The following is a 15,491-nucleotide window of genomic DNA, read 5'->3' on the forward strand; positions in this document are numbered from 1 at the left end:
TCCGAGGTGAACACTTGGCCCTCAAAATCTGTGGTTGAGGGCTTACCCCCTTCGACGGAGTGCAGTCGGGCGGAATCACCATGCTGGATAATGAGCCGAGGGCGAAGACCGAAGGCAGCCTGAAGGATTGGCTCGAAAGCATCGGTCTTGGCCAATATGCCGAACTTTTCGCCGAGCACCGCGTCGATCTCGACGTCATTCCCGACCTGACCGACGCCGATCTGGTCGAGCTCGGCCTGCCGCTCGGCGATCGCAAACGCCTGCAGCGCGGCATCGCGACGCTGTTTCAGGCCCCCGCGGCGGAGCTCCCGGTTGCCCCGGTGCACGCCCAGCCGCGGCCTGAGGTCGGCGCCGAACGGCGGCAGCTCACCACCATGTTCTGCGACATGGTCGATTCCACCGGGCTCTCCGCCCAGTTCGATCCCGAAGACGTGCGCGACATGATCGCGAGCTTTCGCGAAACCTGCGTCCGGGTGGTCAAGCACTATGAGGGTTTTGCCGCCCGCTATGTCGGCGATGGCATTTTGGTCTATTTCGGCTATCCGACCGCGCATGAGGACGACGCCGAGCGCGCGGTGCGCGCCGGCCTCGAGATCGTGCGGGTGCTGTCGAGCGCCCGCGCCATCGAGCCGCGCGGCGCGATCAGCCATGCGCCGGCGGTGCGCATCGGGATTGCGACCGGCCTCGTCGTGGTCGGAGACCTCGTCGGTCCCGGGACCGAGGAGCGCGATTCCGCAGTCGGAGAGACCGTGAACCTCGCGGCGCGGCTGCAGGGCCTCGCACCGCCGAACGGCGTCGTCATCTCTTCGTCGACGCAGGCGCTGTTGAAGGGGAAGTTCGATTACCGCAATCTCGGCGCCCATCCGCTGAAAGGGATTGCCGAGAAGGCACAGGCCTGGCACGTGGTGCGAGCGACGCGGGTCGAGACCCGCTTTGCCGCGGCCATGGGCTCGAAGCTGACGCCGCACGTCAATCGCGAGGAGGAGATCGCGCTCCTGACGGCGCGCTGGCAGCAGGCCAAGGACGGCGACGGCCAGGTCGTCGTGCTGTTCGGCGAGCCCGGCATCGGGAAGTCGCGCATCATCCAGGAGATTTTTGAGCGGCTCGGCGGCGATCGTCACGGGCACGTCTCGTTCCAATGCTCGCCCTACTACACCTCGACCGCGTTCTATCCCTTCATCGAACAGTTGAAATTCTCGCTCGGGCTCGATCGCGAGGACGCGTCCGCGCTGTCGCTGTCGAGCCTGGAAGCGGCGGTCGCGCAGGCCAATGTCGAGGTCGAGCAGGTGACGCCGCTGTTCGCAGCGCTCTTGTCGCTCCCGAGCGGCGACCGCTACCAGCCGCTCGAACTGTCGCCGCAGCAGCAGAAGGACGCGACCGTCTCCGCTCTGGTCAATCACCTTGTCGGGCTTGCGAATGACCAGCCGCTGGTCGCCGTCTTCGAGGATCTGCACTGGATCGACCCGACCTCGCGGGAGGTCATCGACCTCCTCGTCGACAAAGTCCAGAACAAGCCGATCCTAGTCATCATCACGGCGCGCTCGGAATTCCAGCCGAGCTGGAACGCGCATTCGCACATCACGACACTGATGCTGAACCGCCTCAGCCGGCAGCTCCGTGCCACCCTCGTTGAACGCGTCGCCGGCAGCCGCGAATTGCCCAAGGAGGTCGTCGAGGAGATCATCGTCAAGACCGACGGCGTGCCGCTGTTCGTGGAGGAACTGACCAAGACCGTGCTCGAATCCAACCTGTTGACCGAACGGCACGGCCGCTACGTGCTGTCGGGCCCGTGGCGGCAGCTCGCGATCCCCGCCACGCTGACGGATTCGCTGATGGCGCGCCTCGACCGCATGGGTCCGTTCAAGAAGATCGCGCAGATCGGCGCCACCATCGGCCGCGAGTTCTCCTACGAGACGCTGCAGACCGTCGCCGACGCGCCGGCAGACCAGATCGAGGCTGCGCTCAATCATCTGGAGGAGGCGGGCCTCATCATCCGCCGCGGCCATCCGCCCGACGCGCTCTATTCCTTCAAGCACGTGATGATCCAGAATGCCGCGCATGCGAGCCTGTTGCACAGCGAGCGGCGCAAGCTGCATTCGCGGATCGCGCAGGTGCTGGCGCAGATGTATCCGGAGAAGACCGAGCGCGAGCCCGAGCTGCTCGCCCATCATCTGACCGAGTCCGGCCAGAGCGAACCGGCCGCGAGCTTCTGGCTCAAGGCCGGCAAGCATGCCGCCCGCGCCGGTGCCAATCTGGAGGCGATCGGTCATCTCAGGCGCGGGCTCGGCGTGGTCCAGGCCAATGCCCGCATGCAGGGCGCCGACGAGATGGAGCTCGAGCTGCGCGTCGCGCTCGGCAATTCGCTGATCGCCGCCAAGGGCTACGCGGTCCAGGAGGTCGAGGAGAACTACATCCGTGCGCTCGAGCTCGGCCACCAGCTCGACGACGAGGAGAAGACTTTTGCGGCGACGCGCGGCCTCTGGGTCTGCCATTTCATCCGCGCCGATCTCACCCGCGCGCATGATCTCAGCGTCGAGCTGTTGAAGTTCGCCAAGCGCGAGCGGTCGAACGAGCGGGCGCTGCCGGCGCAGCAGACCGGCTATCTGATCGAGGCGCACCGCGCGATCGCGATGACCATGCTCTATCGCGGCCGCTTTGCGGCCTCGCAGCACCATCTGCATCGCTGCATCAATCTCTACAGCCCCGACCTGCACAGCGATCTGATGGAGCGCCACGGCACCGATCCCGGCGTCGTGTCGCTGTCCTATCTCGGCTATCTCCTGTGGTTCCTCGGCCGTCCGGATGCCGCGCGCCAGCACAGCGAGCAGGCCATCGCCAATGCGGAGAAGATCCGCCATCCCTTCACGCTCGCCTTCGCGCTCGTGTTCGGCGCCTATCTCTGCCAGCACTTACGCGACGTCGAAGGCACCCGGGACCATGCCAACCGCGCCATGATCATCGCCTCCGAGCACAACTTCCTGCACTGGAAGCAGCAGGCGGCGATTCTGCGCGGCTGGGCGCTGACGCAGCTCGGCGAGATCGACGAGGGGCTGAGCCAGATGCGGCTCGGGCTCGACGAATACGAGGCGATGGATTCCTGGCTCGCCGGCTGCTGGTTCAAGTGCCTGCTGGCGGAAGCCTATGCCAAGGCGGGCCTGCGCGATGCCGCCTTGCGCGCACTCGACGGCGCGCTTGCGGTCGCGAGGCGTACGGGCGATCACTCTTATCTCGCCGAAGTCTATCGCTTGCAGGGCGAGATCACGCTCGCCGAGGGCGGCACGGCCTCGCTGCGCGACGCCGAGGATTTGTTCGAGCTCTCGCTCGACATCGCCCGCAAGCAGAGCGCGCTGAGCTGGGAGCTCCGGACCGCGATCAGCCTGGCGCGGCTGTGGCGCGATGGCGGCAAACGCGAGCAGGCGGCGGGCCTGCTGGTGCCGGTCGTGGCCCAATTCAGCGAAGGTTTCCTCACGCCGGACCTGAAGCAGGCCGCGCAGTTGCTGCGCGACGTCGAGGCCGGCCAGCACGTCGATCCCGTGAAATGAGCGAACTGGCCGTCGCGCGTCAGCGCTATGCCGAGCTGATCGGCAAGCGCGAGCGGATTTCTTCGTCGCGTCTGCTCGCAGCGCTGGCGGCGGTCCCGCGGGAAATCTTTCTCGCCAAGGGCCCGTGGCGGATCAAGCGCGAGACGGCCCGGAACTATCGTCTCACGCCGGACGCCGACCCGATCCATCTCTATGACGACGTGCTGGTGGCGATCGACGCGCGCCGCAAGCTCGACACTGGATTGCCGAGCCTGTGGGCGCATTTCATCGACGTCCTCGACATCGGTGTGAAGCAGCGCGTGGTGCAGGTCGGCTGCGGGCTCGGTTATTTCTCCGCCGTGCTGTCAGAAATGGTCGGGCCGAAGGGCAAGGTCATCGCGATCGAATGCGACGACAAGCTCGCAAAGCGCGCGACCGCCAATCTTCAGGCCTATGGCAATGTCGAGGTCATCAACGGCGACGGCGTCGGCGACATCGGCGGACCCGCCGACGCGATCATCGTCCATGCCGGCTTCTCGCATCCGCATCCGCTCTGGCTCGACGCGCTGCGCCCGAAGGGACGCCTCCTGGTGCCGCTGACGCAGCGCGACCGCGAAGGCACCGTGATGAAGATCGTGCGCCGGGGCAAAGGTTTCGAGGCCGACGCCGTCAGGCAGATCCGGATATTTCCCGGCCAGGGCCGCGGCGCAACCGCGCTCGACGACCGAGTCGCGGATTGGTGGGAGCGCGCCTCCGCGCTCGCGCCGCTGCGCTTCCGCAGGCTCGAGCAGGGGCTGCCGTCGGATTGAAGAAGCGGCGCTTTCGCGGGGAATGACCGCGTTGTCTGGGGCGCGGGCATCCATCTCATAATGTGAAGTGAGTTCCTTCATTGTGAGATTCTGATTGCGTGCCGAAACCATTGCCACTAAGAGTCTTGGACAGTTGACCAAGAACGCTCTGAGGATGGGATCGCTGCATGTCGCGTGCAAATGGATTCGGCCTGGCCGGCATCATCGGAATGCCCGTCGCTCATTCGCGCTCGCCGACGATTCATAATTTCTGGCTGAACGCACACGGCATCCGCGGCGTCTACGTTCCGCTCGCGGTTGCACCGGAGCGCTTGAAGGAGGCGTTGCCCGGTCTCGCCGCGCTCGGCTTTCGCGGCTGCAACGTCACCATGCCGCACAAGCAGATGGCGATGTCGCTCCTCCATCGCGTCAACGACACTGCGCGCCGCATCGGTGCGGTCAACACCATCGTGGTCGAGGAGGACGGCACGCTGTCCGGCTTCAACAATGACGGCAATGGATTCGTCCAGAGCCTGCGCGACGCGAAAGCGGATTGGCGCGCGGACGAGGGGCCGATCCTGCTGTTAGGGGCCGGCGGCGCCTCGCGTGCGGTGGTCGTGGCGCTTCTGGAAAACGGCGCCTCGCGGATCATGATCGCCAACCGCACGGCCGAGAAGGCCGAGGCGCTAGCCAAGGAATTCGGTGCCGCCGTCAGCACCGTCGACTGGGCAGATCGCGCGGCGGCGCTTTCTGACAAGGCGCTGGTGGTGAACTGCACGGACCGCGGCATGGTAGGCAAACCCGCGCTCGACATCGATCTGTCGCGGCTGAATTCGGCAACGCTGGTTGCGGATCTCATCTACACGCCGCTCGAAACGCCGTTCCTGGCCGAGGCGCGTGCGCGGGGATGCATGACCGTGAACGGGCTCGGCCTGCTGCTGAACCAGGCGCGGATCGCGTTCAAGGCCTGGTTTGGCGTTATGCCCGATGTGACGCCCGAGCTCATCACGGCGATCAAGGCGACGTTCTGAGGCCTCAGTCGGGGAGCTAGCGACCATGACCCTGCCGGCGTGCCCAAAAATCGATTGCCATATCCACGCCATCGATCCTGTTCGCTTTCCCTATGCCGACGACACGCCCTATCGTCCGAGCGGACAGGAGATCGCGCCTGCCGCGCAGCTCCTGCGCGTGTTCGATGCCTTCGACGTCAGGCACGCGCTGATCGTTGCGACCAACACCAGCTATGGCAGCGACAGCCGCATCCTGCTCGACACGCTCGAGCAGGGAGGAGGCCGATTCAAGGGCGTCGCGGTCGTAGATAACGACGTCGATATCAGGGAGCTGGAGCGGCTCAACGCGGCCGGTGTCATCGGCGTCGCCTACAACGTGCCATTCCACGGCGCCGACTATTATCGCCGCACTGCTGGCCTTCTCGACAAGCTCGAAAGCCTCGGCCTGTTCCTGCAGATCCAGGTCGAGAACGACCAGTTGCTCGCGCTGCTGCCGCTAATCGAGGCATCCCGCGTGCGCCTCGTGATCGATCATTGCGGCCGGCCGCAGGTCACGCAGGGCGTGGCGGGCAAGGCGTTTCAGACGTTGCTCGCACTCGGCCGAGAACGCGATGCCCATGTCAAGCTGTCCGGCTACTACAAGTTCTCGCAGCGGGCCTACCCCTACGAGGACGCCTGGCCTTTCATCGCAGCGCTGGTCGAGGCCTTCACGCTCGATCGCTGCGTCTGGGGCTCGGATTATCCGTTCCTGCGCGCACCCGAACGGCTCGATTACGGGCCGCTGCTCACGGTGCTGAGCCGGCTGTTTCCGGATCCGGACGATCAGCACCGGCTCTTGTGGCGGACGCCGGCGCGACTGCTCGGCTTTTCGAGCGACGCCGATCAATCAAGATAAGAAATACCAGGGAGGGAGTACGTCATGAGGCAGTCTCGTTACTTGATCGGCGCGGCCGTCGTCGCATCGCTGTGGACCGGGCTCGCGCAGGCGCAGACCACGGTCTACATCCCCGACGTCGTCGAACTCTCCGGCCCCGGCGCTGTCTCCGGCACCAACTGGCGCGACGGCGTCGTGCTTGCAATCGACGAGATCAACGCCGCCGGCGGCATTTTGGGCCGCAAGATCGAGAGCGAGCATCTCGACACCCAGAGCAATCCCGGCATCTCGCGCGCGCAGGTGCAAAAGGTCCTGGACAAGGAGCCCTACGTCGTCCTCGGCCCGATCTATTCCGGTTCGGTCAAGGTCAACATGGCGCTGACACAAGCCGCCGAGGTGCCGCAGATCGTCGGCGCAGAAGCCGCGGACATCACCACGCAGGGCAATCCCTGGGTGTTCCGCACCGCGTTCGGCCAGCAATTCTCGATGCCGAAAATCGCCAGCTATCTCCACGACAAGCTCAAGGTGAAGACGGTTGCGCTGGTTTGGGTCAACAACGATTTCGGCAAGGGGGGCCACGACAACTTCTTGAAGGAGATGAAGGCGCGCGGCATCGACATCGCGGCTGACATCTCTACCGAGCAGGGCCAGGTCGATTTTGGCTCCGACATCATCAAGCTGAAGGGCGCCAAGGCCGATGCCGTCTTCGTCTATACCAATGAAGAGGAGAGCGCCCGCTTCCTGATCGAGGCGAAGCGGCAGGGGTTGTCGACGCCGTTGTTCGGCGAGACCACGCTGCTCAGCCAGAAAGTGGTCGATCTCGCCGGCCCCGCGGCCAACGGCGTGCGCGGCCATGTCGGGCTCAGCGCCGATGCACCCGTGCCGGCGATCCAGGAGTTCGCGAAGAAGTTTTCCGCGCGCTACAAATACTGGCCCGATCACAACGGCATCAAGGGCTACACCGCCGTCTATCTCGTCAAATACGTCACCGAAAAGCTCGGCAAGTTCGACCGCAAGGCTTTCGGTGCAACGATGAAGGGCCTGACGCTGATGCTGGACAAGGCCCCTGGCATGCTGATGGAAGCAAGCTGGGACCAGAACGGCGACATCGACCGCGCCAGCTTTCTGGCCGAGATCGTCGACGGCAAGCAGAAGATCGTCGAGATGCTGCCGAAGCTGAAGGCGGCGAAGACGGAGTGAGCGGGAGCACGGTCTGGGTGCGGCTGGCCATGTCGAGAATGAGCTCGCGCACTGGTTCACGAAAACCGTTCAAGATCCGACTTGAGCGCGACCAGGAAGCGTGCGGCTTCGCCGCCCGTCACGACGCGATGGTCAAAGGTCAATGACAGCGGCAGGACGCGTCGCACCGCGGGCTGGCCGCGGTGCGCGACCACCGCTTGGTAAATCCGGCCGGCACCGACGATGGCCGTCTGCGGCGGCACGATGATCAGATTGGCGAAGCGGCCGCCGATCATTCCGAAATTCGACAGCGTAATGGTGGCGCCGCGCAGCTCTTCCGGGGGGATCGACCGCGCGATTGCATCCGCCCGCAGGCGGTCCAGTCCGGCCCGCAAGTCCGAGACCTCGCGTGCCGCGACGTCGCGCAGCACGGGAACGATGAGGCCGCCCTCGGTGTCGACGGCGATGCCGAGGTCGATGCGCTCGATCAATCGCCGTTCTCCCGTGCCGGAATGATACCAGGCATTGAGAGCGGGCTCGGCCTTGCAGGCAGCTGCAATTGCCCGTGTCAGTCGGATCGTCACATCCTCTCCCGTTGGCCAATCATCGATGTCGGCCTCATCGGTCACTGAAGCAGGGACGATTTCGGCATGGGATTGGGCCATGCGTTGCGCCATCGCCCGCCGCATCCCGCGCAGGGGTTCGGCGGGCCCTGTCAGGGACTTGCCCCGCGCAGCGCGCTCGACGTCTGCGCGCGTGATGATGCCGGCGGGGCCCGTGCCCTCGACGAGCTCGAGAGCGACGCCGAGCTTTTGCGCAAGCGCTCGCACCGCTGGAAACGCCTGAGGCTGTTGCGTAGCTCGTTGCGCGGAAGGGAATGCTGGGGCGGCTTCGGTTTCGCCACCGGCGAGCTCGCCGACGATTGTGCCGGTATCCTGTTCGGCGCCCTCTGCAAACTCGACCAATGGCGCGCCGACCTTCACGATATCTCCCTTCGTACCGAACAGATGTGCGATACGCCCACTCGACGGCGATGGTATCTCGACGACCGCCTTGTCGGTCTCGACGGAGACGAGCGGCTGATCGGTGACGACGTGATCGCCTTCGCTGACATACCAGCTGACGATCTCCGCCTCCTCAAGACCTTCGCCAAGATCCGGCAGCGTGAACTGGCGCATGGCTCATTTCCGGTAACACTAGCTGAACTGGCAGACCTTGCGGGCCGCGGTCGCGATGCGCTCGACCGAAGGCATATAATATTGCTCGAGGCGCGCCATCGGGATAACGGTGTCATAGCCGGTGACGCGGGTCACGGGTGCAAGCAGCGAAGGCAGGCTGCGCTCGGCGATATCAGCGGCGATCTCGGCTCCGAATCCGCTGGTGCGCGCCGCTTCATGCACGATGACGCAACGGCCGGTCTTTGCGATCGAACCGAGCAGTGTGCTTTCGTCGTAGGGCTTGAGGGTTGCGAGATCGATGACTTCCGCTGCGATCCCATCGGAAGCGAGCGTGTCAGCCGCGGCCGTGGTTTCCTTCAGCATCGCGCCCCAACTGACCAGCGTGATGTCGCGGCCCGCCCGCATCACGAAGGCCCGATCGAGCGGCATCGATTCGCCATTGTCCTCCACCTCGCCCTTGGCCGCACGGTACAGGCGTGTCGGTTCCAGAAACACCACCGGATCGGGATCGCGGATCGCGGCGAGGAGAAGTCCATAGGCGCGTGCCGGCGACGAAGGGATGACGACGCGCAGGCCTGGAATATGGGCGAGCATCGCCTCGGTGCTTTCGGAATGATGCTCGGGTGCGCGAATGCCGGCCCCGTGTGGCGTGCGCAGGACCATCGGACAGGTGAGCCGTCCCTGGGTTCGGTTGCGCAACCGGGAAGCATGGTTCACGAGCTGATCCAGGCAGGGATAGATAAATCCCATGAATTGGATTTCGCCCACCGGTTTCAGTCCTTGCGCGGCCATGCCGACGCAGAGTCCGCTGATCAGGAGTTCGGCGAGCGGCGTATCGAGGACGCGCTCCGCGCCGAATCGCTTTTGCAGGCCTGCAGTCACACGGAAGACGCCTCCGTTGATGCCAACGTCTTCGCCAAGCACGACGACATCGGGATCCTCCTCCATCGCGCGTCCGAGGGCCAGATTGATGGCTTCGACCAATGTTGCCTCAGGCATCGTGCTCTCCCGCGAGTTCGCGGCGTTGCGATGCATAGGCCTCGGGCAGCTCGGCATAGAGGTGATCGAACATGGTTTCCGGCCGGCGCGGCGCCGTTGCCAGATAGCGTTCGGCAGCCTGCTCGACGCGCTCATGGCATTCGGCGGCCAGTTGCTCTTCGTCCGCCTTGCTCCACATTTTCCGGCTGACGAGATAGGCCCTCAGGCGTGCGATCGGCTCTTCCTTCCAATGCGCCTGGACTTCGTCGACCGATCGATAACGTGATGCGTCATCTGAGGTCGTGTGGTCGCCGAGCCGGTAAGTGACCGCCTCGATGAAGCGGGGGCCCTCGCCGTCGCGCGCTGCGGCAATGGCTTCTTCGGTCGCCGCGTGCATTGCCACGACATCGCTCCCGTCGACCTGCTCTCCGGCGAAGCCTGCCGCGATCGCCTTCTGCGCCAGCGTTTCGCAGGCGGTCTGCAGCCGCAACGGGACTGATATGGCCCATTGATTGTTGGTGGCGATGAAGACGGCAGGCAATTTGTGCACGCCGGCGAAATTCATCGCTTCATAGACATCGCCCTTCGATGTGGCGCCGTCGCCGAACAGGCACACGGCGACACGCGGCTCCTTGCGCAGCTTCAGTGCATAGGCGACACCGGCGGCATGCGGCGCCTGAGAACCAACGGGAACGCAGAACGGAAAATCGTGGGCCGGTCCGGAGGAGAAGCGATTGCCCCGCTCGTCCCCGCTCCAGAACAGCAGGATCTCCTCGGGCTTGACGCCGCGCCAGAGCAGTGCGCCATTGTCGCGATAGGAGGGCAGCAGCACGTCTTCCTCCCGCATCGCGCTGGCGATCCCGACCGAGACCGCCTCCTGGCCGAGGGACACGGCGTAGGTCCCGAGCCGGCCGGTGCGCTGCAATGCAACAGCCTTCCGGTCAAACAGGCGCACGAACACCATGGACCGGTAGAGTGCGATCAAGAGCTTGGCATCGGAAGTGAAGGCGGGGAGCGGCCGGGCTATTGACCCGTCGGGCGCGAGGTAGTTGCGATGGCGCACCTCGAACCGCGCGATGACGGGGAGATCCTGGTTTACCCTTCGGCTGGCCACGCTCTCTCACTCCCGGAGCGATTGCGCCCTTCTACAACTCATTCAGTTGGTGTTGGTGCCGAGACGATGCAAGAGCAGGGCGGGTGGCTCTTACCAAGCGCCTGGTTTTTGCTGCAGCGCAGGCTTGCAGGGCTCGATCGGTTCGGTTGTGGAAACGGCTCAGCGGCGGCGGTATATGAGAGCATGGCAAATGGTCAGGTCGTCCTGGTAACGACGGAGCCTTTAGGCGGCGGCCCGCCGGTCCGCTCGGTCTTCTTCGTGGCCGAAGGAGATCCGGCCAAGGCCGCGGCAATTATCGCGACCGTGATGGCCCCGAATGAAAAGGTCGAGGCGTGCGGACCGCTTCCGGAACCCGCCGTCAAAGCGCTGGGATTGAAGCCCGGTGACTTCACGCACGGGTAACCGGATGGGTTGCGCTCTTGCGAAACCCATCGTGCGTTTCCATCACGCCCTTGGTGACAATCATCAACTGCGTTGCGGCTAGGGGACGCGTCTCAGGACGAGAGCATGCAGGAAGCCCTCTTTTTCGGGCACATGACATAGCGTAGTCTTTGACGAGCTGCCCTTCGGGACGGGCCGACGTCGCCGCTTGATGGAATGGGCAGCGATCAGGCCGTCGGCAGGCATCGTAGCTGAAAGCAGCGCCTACCTTTGCGGCGCTCCCTCAACTTCAACACAGAGCACGCTTGCCTGCCGCGCGCGGCAGGCAATGGACATGGGTAACCCATGGAGGACGACATGGCGACATTCATATTGACGATCGACTGGACCGACCAGGGAATTCGTAGTGTCAGGGATGCTCCAAAGCGCAGCCAGGCGGCTAAAGAGCTCGCCAAGAAAGTCGGAGTCGAGATCAAGGAAGTCTATCTCACCTCTGGTGAGCACGACATCCTTGTCATGGCTGAAGCGCCTCTCGGCGATCACATCACGAAATTCGCACTTGCGCTCGGTTCTCTGGGGAATGTACGCACCTGCACCTCGCGGGCCTGGCCCGAGCCCGAGTGGACCAAGCTGATATCCGAGCTTCCATAGTGGCTTCGGCCGACGGGCATTTGCGCAGTCCGATTGATTGCCGCTGCCGCGATTCCGACGCCCGGCGATCAGCGCCCTCAATGAGGCATGATCGCCGGGCGCTCGCAGATCATTAGGAGGTCAAGCCATGGAGATCGAAGGCACTACATTCGGCACTATCACGATCGACGGAAGGACCTATGAACATGATGTGATCATTCGCCTGTCCGGCGAAGTGGCGAAGCGGAAAAAAGAGCTGTCGAAGAAGTACTACGGCACCTCGCATGTCCTCTCGAAGGACGAAGCGAAGTTCGTTTTTGAGGACGGATGCGAACAACTAATTCTTGGCTCGGGCCAGATGGGTAATGTGCATCTGTCACCGGAAGCTGAGGCGTACTTTGCAAAAAAGGGTTGCGCGGTCCTGCTGCAGCCGACCCCTAAAGCGATTCATACGTTCAACAAGTCGCATGCGAAGAAGATTGGTCTTTTTCACGTTACTTGCTGAATCGGGCCGGCCGCGGCGCTTTCGCAGCATCGCGCAGGGATCAGCTTGGGCAGGCCTCGATCACATTGAAATTGCCGGCCGGAGCAATACACGTCAGTTCGAAGCCGCCCGCGGCAAGAAGGTGTGAGAACTCTTCGCTTGTCCGCTCCAGCCCACCCGGCATGACCAGCATGTTGAGATCGCTGAACTTCGACGACGGCATTTCGTTTGGCGGCGCGATCAGCCGCTCGATCAGCAGAAGTTTCGCATCGTCGCGCATGGCACGACGACAGGTCTTCAAAATGGCGACAGCCTCGTCGTCCTCCCAGTCGTGAATGATGGCGCGCATCACATAGGCATCACCACCCTCCGGCACTGCGTCGAAGAAGCTTCCGCCGACAATACGGCAGCGGTCCGCGACCCCGCGAGCTTCAAGGACCGCTCCCGCCTCCGCGACGACGCCCGGCTGGTCGAACAATGTGCCTTGCATTCGCGGCTGAGCGGACAGGATTGCCGACAGCATCAGGCCGCGTCCGCCGCCGACATCCACGACATGATGGAATGCGGAGAAATCATAGGCGGCGACCACGGCTTCGGCGCTCCCGCGCGACATCTCCGTCATCGCGCGATCGAAGGTCGCGCGATCGTCCGGGCGTTCGGCGCGGTAATGCCAGACGTCCTGGCCGTTCAATGCGTGAAAGGTGTTCTCGCCGGTTCGGACGCTGTGCAGCAGGTGGCACCAGGTACGCCAGACATAGGGCGTTCCGACATACTCCGCCCAGGAACCGATGGGAGTAGCAGAGTCCGGCCGCAGGCAATCGCCCATCGCCGTGAGCGCAAACCTGCGGCCCGCCTCCTCGTGGAAGACGCCGACCGCGGCAAGTGCGCGCAGCAGGCGATAGAGCGTTTGCGGATGGGTCCCCGTGGTTGACGCCAATTCATCGATCGTGCGTGGACCGTCCTTTAGATGGCTCGCGATCCCCAGTACGGACGCCACGTGAATGGCCTGCGTGATCTGATAACCGTTGATCAGCCCGAGCAAGCCGAGCCAGGGCGGCGGCGGAGAGGTGGGTGGTGGGTTCGAAGCCATCGGCAAGTCTCCCAAGCAAGTCCCTCAATTCGCACTCTACCCTAACGGGTGAGCACTGGACATCGGGCAGCTTGCCCTATCTCTCCGGGTGAAGGACGAACTTGCAGAGCAGGTGATCAACCGAGATCCGCCCGGGTCCGTAGGCCATGATGCCGAGCGCCATCGCGGCCCAGGTGATATGGACCGGCCAGCCGTCGGGCACGGTGAGCTCGACGATCACGGTCATGAACAGCAGGCCCAGCGCGGCGAAGCGCGTGCCGAGGCCGAGCACCAGCAGGATCGGGAACATGATCTCGCCGCAGCCGGACAAGAAGGCCATCGCGGTCGGCACCGGAAAATGATAGGGGCCGCCCGGCAGATGCAGCATGAACTCCTCGCTGAACAGTGTCACTGCGGTGTCGCTCAGCCTGAGAAAGCCGTTCCATTTGAGGATGCCGGAGCGCCAGAACGGCACGGCAAGCGCCACGCGCAGCACGAGCTGCACCATCGACGGCGTCGCGATCGCCTGGACCAGATGATTGGCCCTGTCGACGAGAGCGCCGAGCGAGGGCAGATTGCCGGCAGCCATGATGCGTTGCTCCGTGATCATCTTGCGTCTCCAGACGTCAGCGAGGTGAATGCGCCCGCCTCGAACAGGCCGGCGATGTTGGTGGCGAGGTCGAAGTCGGGCGAATCCTCCAACGCCGCGGCGGCGGCCTCGGCCAGCATGCATCCCGACATCACGCAGGCCAGGAAAACCGCTCCACCCGGAGGCAGCAGTTGCACCACGACATCGGCGTCCGGCCGCGTGATCAACGCATCCTCCGGCGTAGATGCGTCGATGGAGCTGGCGGTCTCAGTGCCGCGATTGGCAGCAAAGATGGTCACGGCGGCGAATTGCGACCGCACCAGGCGCGTCGCGGGATGGACGGTGAAGACAAGGCCCGCCAGACGATCCGGCGCGACCGAAGCGAGCGCGGTCGGCAAAAGCGGCGCGCTATCTGCGGCGTGATAGGCGTCGAGCCAGGCCCGCTCGATCCGCGCGACGTCGGCGAGCCACGGCAGCGATTGCGCATGCTCATAGCGCGCGATGAACGCCGGAAAGTCGCGGCCATACTCGAACAGCAGCGGCGACGTCGGCGGCGTCTCGCGGACATGGAAGCGCGCCATGGCGCGGAAGAAATCCGCACCCGTCAGCCGCTGCACGGCCGGGTAGATCGCTGCAAGCGTGTCGATCAGGCTGACCGTGACGTTGTTGCGATAGACATTGTAGCATTTTGCGGCCGACTTGCCGCGCGGCCCGGTCACGATGCCGGGAACCTCGCTGACAGGATCCAGCAATGCCGGCGCGAACGCCGCCGCGTAGGAGGCGTGCGGTTCAGGCTGCATGACGCACCCCCCTGATATGGCGATCGAGGATCATCTGTGCCGCCGCGGCTTCCGCCTTCAGCACCGGCCAGTCCGGGATGTTGCTGTCCCATTCGATCAGCGTCGGAACGGGCCCGCGACGCGCGATGACGATCTCGAACAGTTTCCACACGGCGTCCGCGACCGGGCCGTCATGGCTATCGATCAGCAGCTTCTCGCCGTCGCCATCGCTCTGCTCGGTATGGCCGGCGAGATGGATCTCGCCGACGCGCTCCAGCGGGAAGTCGGCGAGATATTGCAGCGCCGAGAAGCCGTGATTGGCCGCGGAGACGAAGACATTGTTGACGTCGAGCAACAGGCCGCAGCCGGTCCGCTCGGCAACAGTGCGGATTAAATCGGTCTCGCACATCGTGGACTCGCGGAACGCCACATAGGTCGAGGGGTTTTCCAAGAGGATCGGCCGCCGGATCGCCTCCTGCACCTCGTCGATGTGGTCGCAGACGCGCGCGAGCGTCGCTTTGGTGTAGGGCAGCGGCAGAAGATCGTTGAAGAAGCTGGTCTCGTGCGTCGACCAGGCCAGATGCTCTGATACCAGCGCCGGCTGGTAGCGCGCGACGAGGCCGCGGAAGCGCGCCAGATGCGCGCGGTCGAGCGGGGCGGGTCCGCCGATCGACATGCAGACGCCGTGCAGCGAGAGCGGGTGATCCCGGCGCAGCCGTTCCAGCATGCGGTGTGGCGGTCCGCCCGCGCACATGTAGTTCTCGGCATGAACCTCGAAGAAGCCGCGCTGCGGGCCCTCGTCGAGGACCGCTGCGAAATGCTCGGGCTTGAAACTCGTCCCGGCGACGCCGCCGACCGGTAACGAAAAGCGGAGGGGAATGGCCGCAGACGTCCGAGGCCTGATCGCTGCGTCCATG

15 protein-coding genes are annotated in these 15,491 nt (G+C 64.5%); 8 read left to right on the top strand and 7 right to left on the bottom strand.

Features of this window, described 5'->3' with window-relative positions:
* The first annotated feature begins 80 nt into the window (after window positions 1-80).
* The 5 genes from JQ632_RS23285 (at window position 81) to JQ632_RS23305 (ending at window position 7,393) form a co-directional block, all read left to right on the top strand.
* The gene (locus tag JQ632_RS23285) at window positions 81-3,542 is read left to right on the top strand and encodes an AAA family ATPase (protein WP_212404919.1); all 3,462 of its coding nucleotides are present in this window, start codon (window positions 81-83) and stop codon (window positions 3,540-3,542) included.
* Window positions 3,539-4,330 carry a protein-L-isoaspartate O-methyltransferase gene (locus JQ632_RS23290; RefSeq protein WP_212404920.1) on the top strand — a complete coding sequence of 264 codons (792 nt, stop codon included), beginning with the start codon at window positions 3,539-3,541 and terminating at the stop codon, window positions 4,328-4,330. The genes JQ632_RS23285 and JQ632_RS23290 overlap by 4 nt, the downstream gene beginning before the upstream one ends.
* A gap of 167 nt (window positions 4,331-4,497) precedes the next feature.
* Window positions 4,498-5,340 (top strand): shikimate dehydrogenase, encoded by an 843-nt coding sequence (locus JQ632_RS23295; protein WP_212404921.1) that lies wholly within the window; start codon window positions 4,498-4,500, stop codon window positions 5,338-5,340.
* Window positions 5,341-5,365: 25 nt separating this feature from the next.
* Window positions 5,366-6,214 (top strand): amidohydrolase, encoded by an 849-nt coding sequence (locus JQ632_RS23300; protein ID WP_212404922.1) that lies wholly within the window; start codon window positions 5,366-5,368, stop codon window positions 6,212-6,214.
* A gap of 24 nt (window positions 6,215-6,238) precedes the next feature.
* Window positions 6,239-7,393: an ABC transporter substrate-binding protein gene (locus JQ632_RS23305; protein ID WP_212404923.1), complete on the top strand. Its 1,155-nt coding sequence runs from the start codon at window positions 6,239-6,241 to the stop codon at window positions 7,391-7,393.
* Window positions 7,394-7,449: 56 nt separating this feature from the next.
* On the opposite strand, the gene JQ632_RS23310 is transcribed toward JQ632_RS23305, so the two are convergent.
* Genes JQ632_RS23310 through pdhA form a run of 3 tightly spaced genes read right to left on the bottom strand, consistent with a single transcriptional unit; the run spans window position 7,450 to window position 10,642 of the window.
* Window positions 7,450-8,550 (bottom strand): dihydrolipoamide acetyltransferase family protein, encoded by a 1,101-nt coding sequence (locus JQ632_RS23310; RefSeq protein ID WP_212404924.1) that lies wholly within the window; start codon window positions 8,548-8,550, stop codon window positions 7,450-7,452.
* 18 nt (window positions 8,551-8,568) lie between these two features.
* Entirely contained in the window at window positions 8,569-9,549 is a 981-nt protein-coding gene (locus JQ632_RS23315; protein WP_212404925.1) for an alpha-ketoacid dehydrogenase subunit beta, read from the bottom strand.
* Entirely contained in the window at window positions 9,542-10,642 is a 1,101-nt protein-coding gene (gene pdhA, locus JQ632_RS23320; RefSeq protein ID WP_212404926.1) for a pyruvate dehydrogenase (acetyl-transferring) E1 component subunit alpha, read from the bottom strand. The genes JQ632_RS23315 and pdhA overlap by 8 nt, the downstream gene beginning before the upstream one ends.
* Before the next feature lie 66 nt (window positions 10,643-10,708).
* Here pdhA and JQ632_RS23325 point away from each other — a divergent pair, with 66 nt between their 5' ends.
* The 3 genes from JQ632_RS23325 to JQ632_RS23335 all read left to right on the top strand — a co-directional run bounded on the left by JQ632_RS23325 (window position 10,709) and on the right by JQ632_RS23335 (window position 12,158).
* Entirely contained in the window at window positions 10,709-11,044 is a 336-nt protein-coding gene (locus tag JQ632_RS23325) for a hypothetical protein (RefSeq protein ID WP_249152472.1), read from the top strand.
* A 336-nt stretch (window positions 11,045-11,380) separates the two neighbouring features.
* Window positions 11,381-11,674, top strand: a complete 294-nt coding sequence (locus JQ632_RS23330) for a GYD domain-containing protein (RefSeq protein ID WP_249152473.1) — start codon at window positions 11,381-11,383, stop codon at window positions 11,672-11,674.
* A 127-nt stretch (window positions 11,675-11,801) separates the two neighbouring features.
* Window positions 11,802-12,158 (top strand): Mth938-like domain-containing protein, encoded by a 357-nt coding sequence (locus JQ632_RS23335; protein WP_212404928.1) that lies wholly within the window; start codon window positions 11,802-11,804, stop codon window positions 12,156-12,158.
* Window positions 12,159-12,198: 40 nt separating this feature from the next.
* Here JQ632_RS23335 and JQ632_RS23340 read toward each other — a convergent pair whose 3' ends face one another.
* The 4 genes from JQ632_RS23340 to JQ632_RS23355 all read right to left on the bottom strand — a co-directional run bounded on the left by JQ632_RS23340 (window position 12,199) and on the right by JQ632_RS23355 (window position 15,490).
* On the bottom strand, window positions 12,199-13,227 hold the full coding sequence (locus tag JQ632_RS23340; RefSeq protein ID WP_212404929.1) for a methyltransferase: 1,029 nt from the start codon (window positions 13,225-13,227) through the stop codon (window positions 12,199-12,201).
* A 76-nt stretch (window positions 13,228-13,303) separates the two neighbouring features.
* Window positions 13,304-13,816 carry a DoxX family protein gene (locus JQ632_RS23345; protein WP_212404930.1) on the bottom strand — a complete coding sequence of 171 codons (513 nt, stop codon included), beginning with the start codon at window positions 13,814-13,816 and terminating at the stop codon, window positions 13,304-13,306.
* Window positions 13,813-14,595 (bottom strand): DNA-binding domain-containing protein, encoded by a 783-nt coding sequence (locus JQ632_RS23350; RefSeq protein ID WP_212404931.1) that lies wholly within the window; start codon window positions 14,593-14,595, stop codon window positions 13,813-13,815. Before JQ632_RS23350 ends, JQ632_RS23345 begins: the two co-directional genes overlap by 4 nt.
* On the bottom strand, window positions 14,585-15,490 hold the full coding sequence (locus JQ632_RS23355; RefSeq protein WP_212404932.1) for a DUF692 domain-containing protein: 906 nt from the start codon (window positions 15,488-15,490) through the stop codon (window positions 14,585-14,587). The genes JQ632_RS23350 and JQ632_RS23355 overlap by 11 nt, the downstream gene beginning before the upstream one ends.
* Window position 15,491: the final 1 nt, after the last annotated feature.

This window comes from Bradyrhizobium liaoningense (assembly GCF_018130955.1).
Classification (GTDB): domain Bacteria; phylum Pseudomonadota; class Alphaproteobacteria; order Rhizobiales; family Xanthobacteraceae; genus Bradyrhizobium; species Bradyrhizobium liaoningense_C.

Coding starts and splice junctions, on each gene's coding strand:
- JQ632_RS23325 (WP_249152472.1), top strand. CDS start 10,709: ATGCAAGAGCAGGGCGGGTGGCTCTTACCAAGCGCCTGGTTTTTGCTG.
- JQ632_RS23285 (WP_212404919.1), top strand. CDS start 81: ATGCTGGATAATGAGCCGAGGGCGAAGACCGAAGGCAGCCTGAAGGAT.
- JQ632_RS23335 (WP_212404928.1), top strand. CDS start 11,802: ATGGAGATCGAAGGCACTACATTCGGCACTATCACGATCGACGGAAGG.
- JQ632_RS23300 (WP_212404922.1), top strand. CDS start 5,366: ATGACCCTGCCGGCGTGCCCAAAAATCGATTGCCATATCCACGCCATC.
- JQ632_RS23290 (WP_212404920.1), top strand. CDS start 3,539: ATGAGCGAACTGGCCGTCGCGCGTCAGCGCTATGCCGAGCTGATCGGC.
- JQ632_RS23345 (WP_212404930.1), bottom strand. CDS start 13,816: ATGATCACGGAGCAACGCATCATGGCTGCCGGCAATCTGCCCTCGCTC.
- JQ632_RS23330 (WP_249152473.1), top strand. CDS start 11,381: ATGGCGACATTCATATTGACGATCGACTGGACCGACCAGGGAATTCGT.
- JQ632_RS23340 (WP_212404929.1), bottom strand. CDS start 13,227: ATGGCTTCGAACCCACCACCCACCTCTCCGCCGCCGCCCTGGCTCGGC.
- JQ632_RS23305 (WP_212404923.1), top strand. CDS start 6,239: ATGAGGCAGTCTCGTTACTTGATCGGCGCGGCCGTCGTCGCATCGCTG.
- JQ632_RS23310 (WP_212404924.1), bottom strand. CDS start 8,550: ATGCGCCAGTTCACGCTGCCGGATCTTGGCGAAGGTCTTGAGGAGGCG.
- JQ632_RS23355 (WP_212404932.1), bottom strand. CDS start 15,490: ATGGACGCAGCGATCAGGCCTCGGACGTCTGCGGCCATTCCCCTCCGC.
- JQ632_RS23295 (WP_212404921.1), top strand. CDS start 4,498: ATGTCGCGTGCAAATGGATTCGGCCTGGCCGGCATCATCGGAATGCCC.
- JQ632_RS23350 (WP_212404931.1), bottom strand. CDS start 14,595: ATGCAGCCTGAACCGCACGCCTCCTACGCGGCGGCGTTCGCGCCGGCA.
- JQ632_RS23315 (WP_212404925.1), bottom strand. CDS start 9,549: ATGCCTGAGGCAACATTGGTCGAAGCCATCAATCTGGCCCTCGGACGC.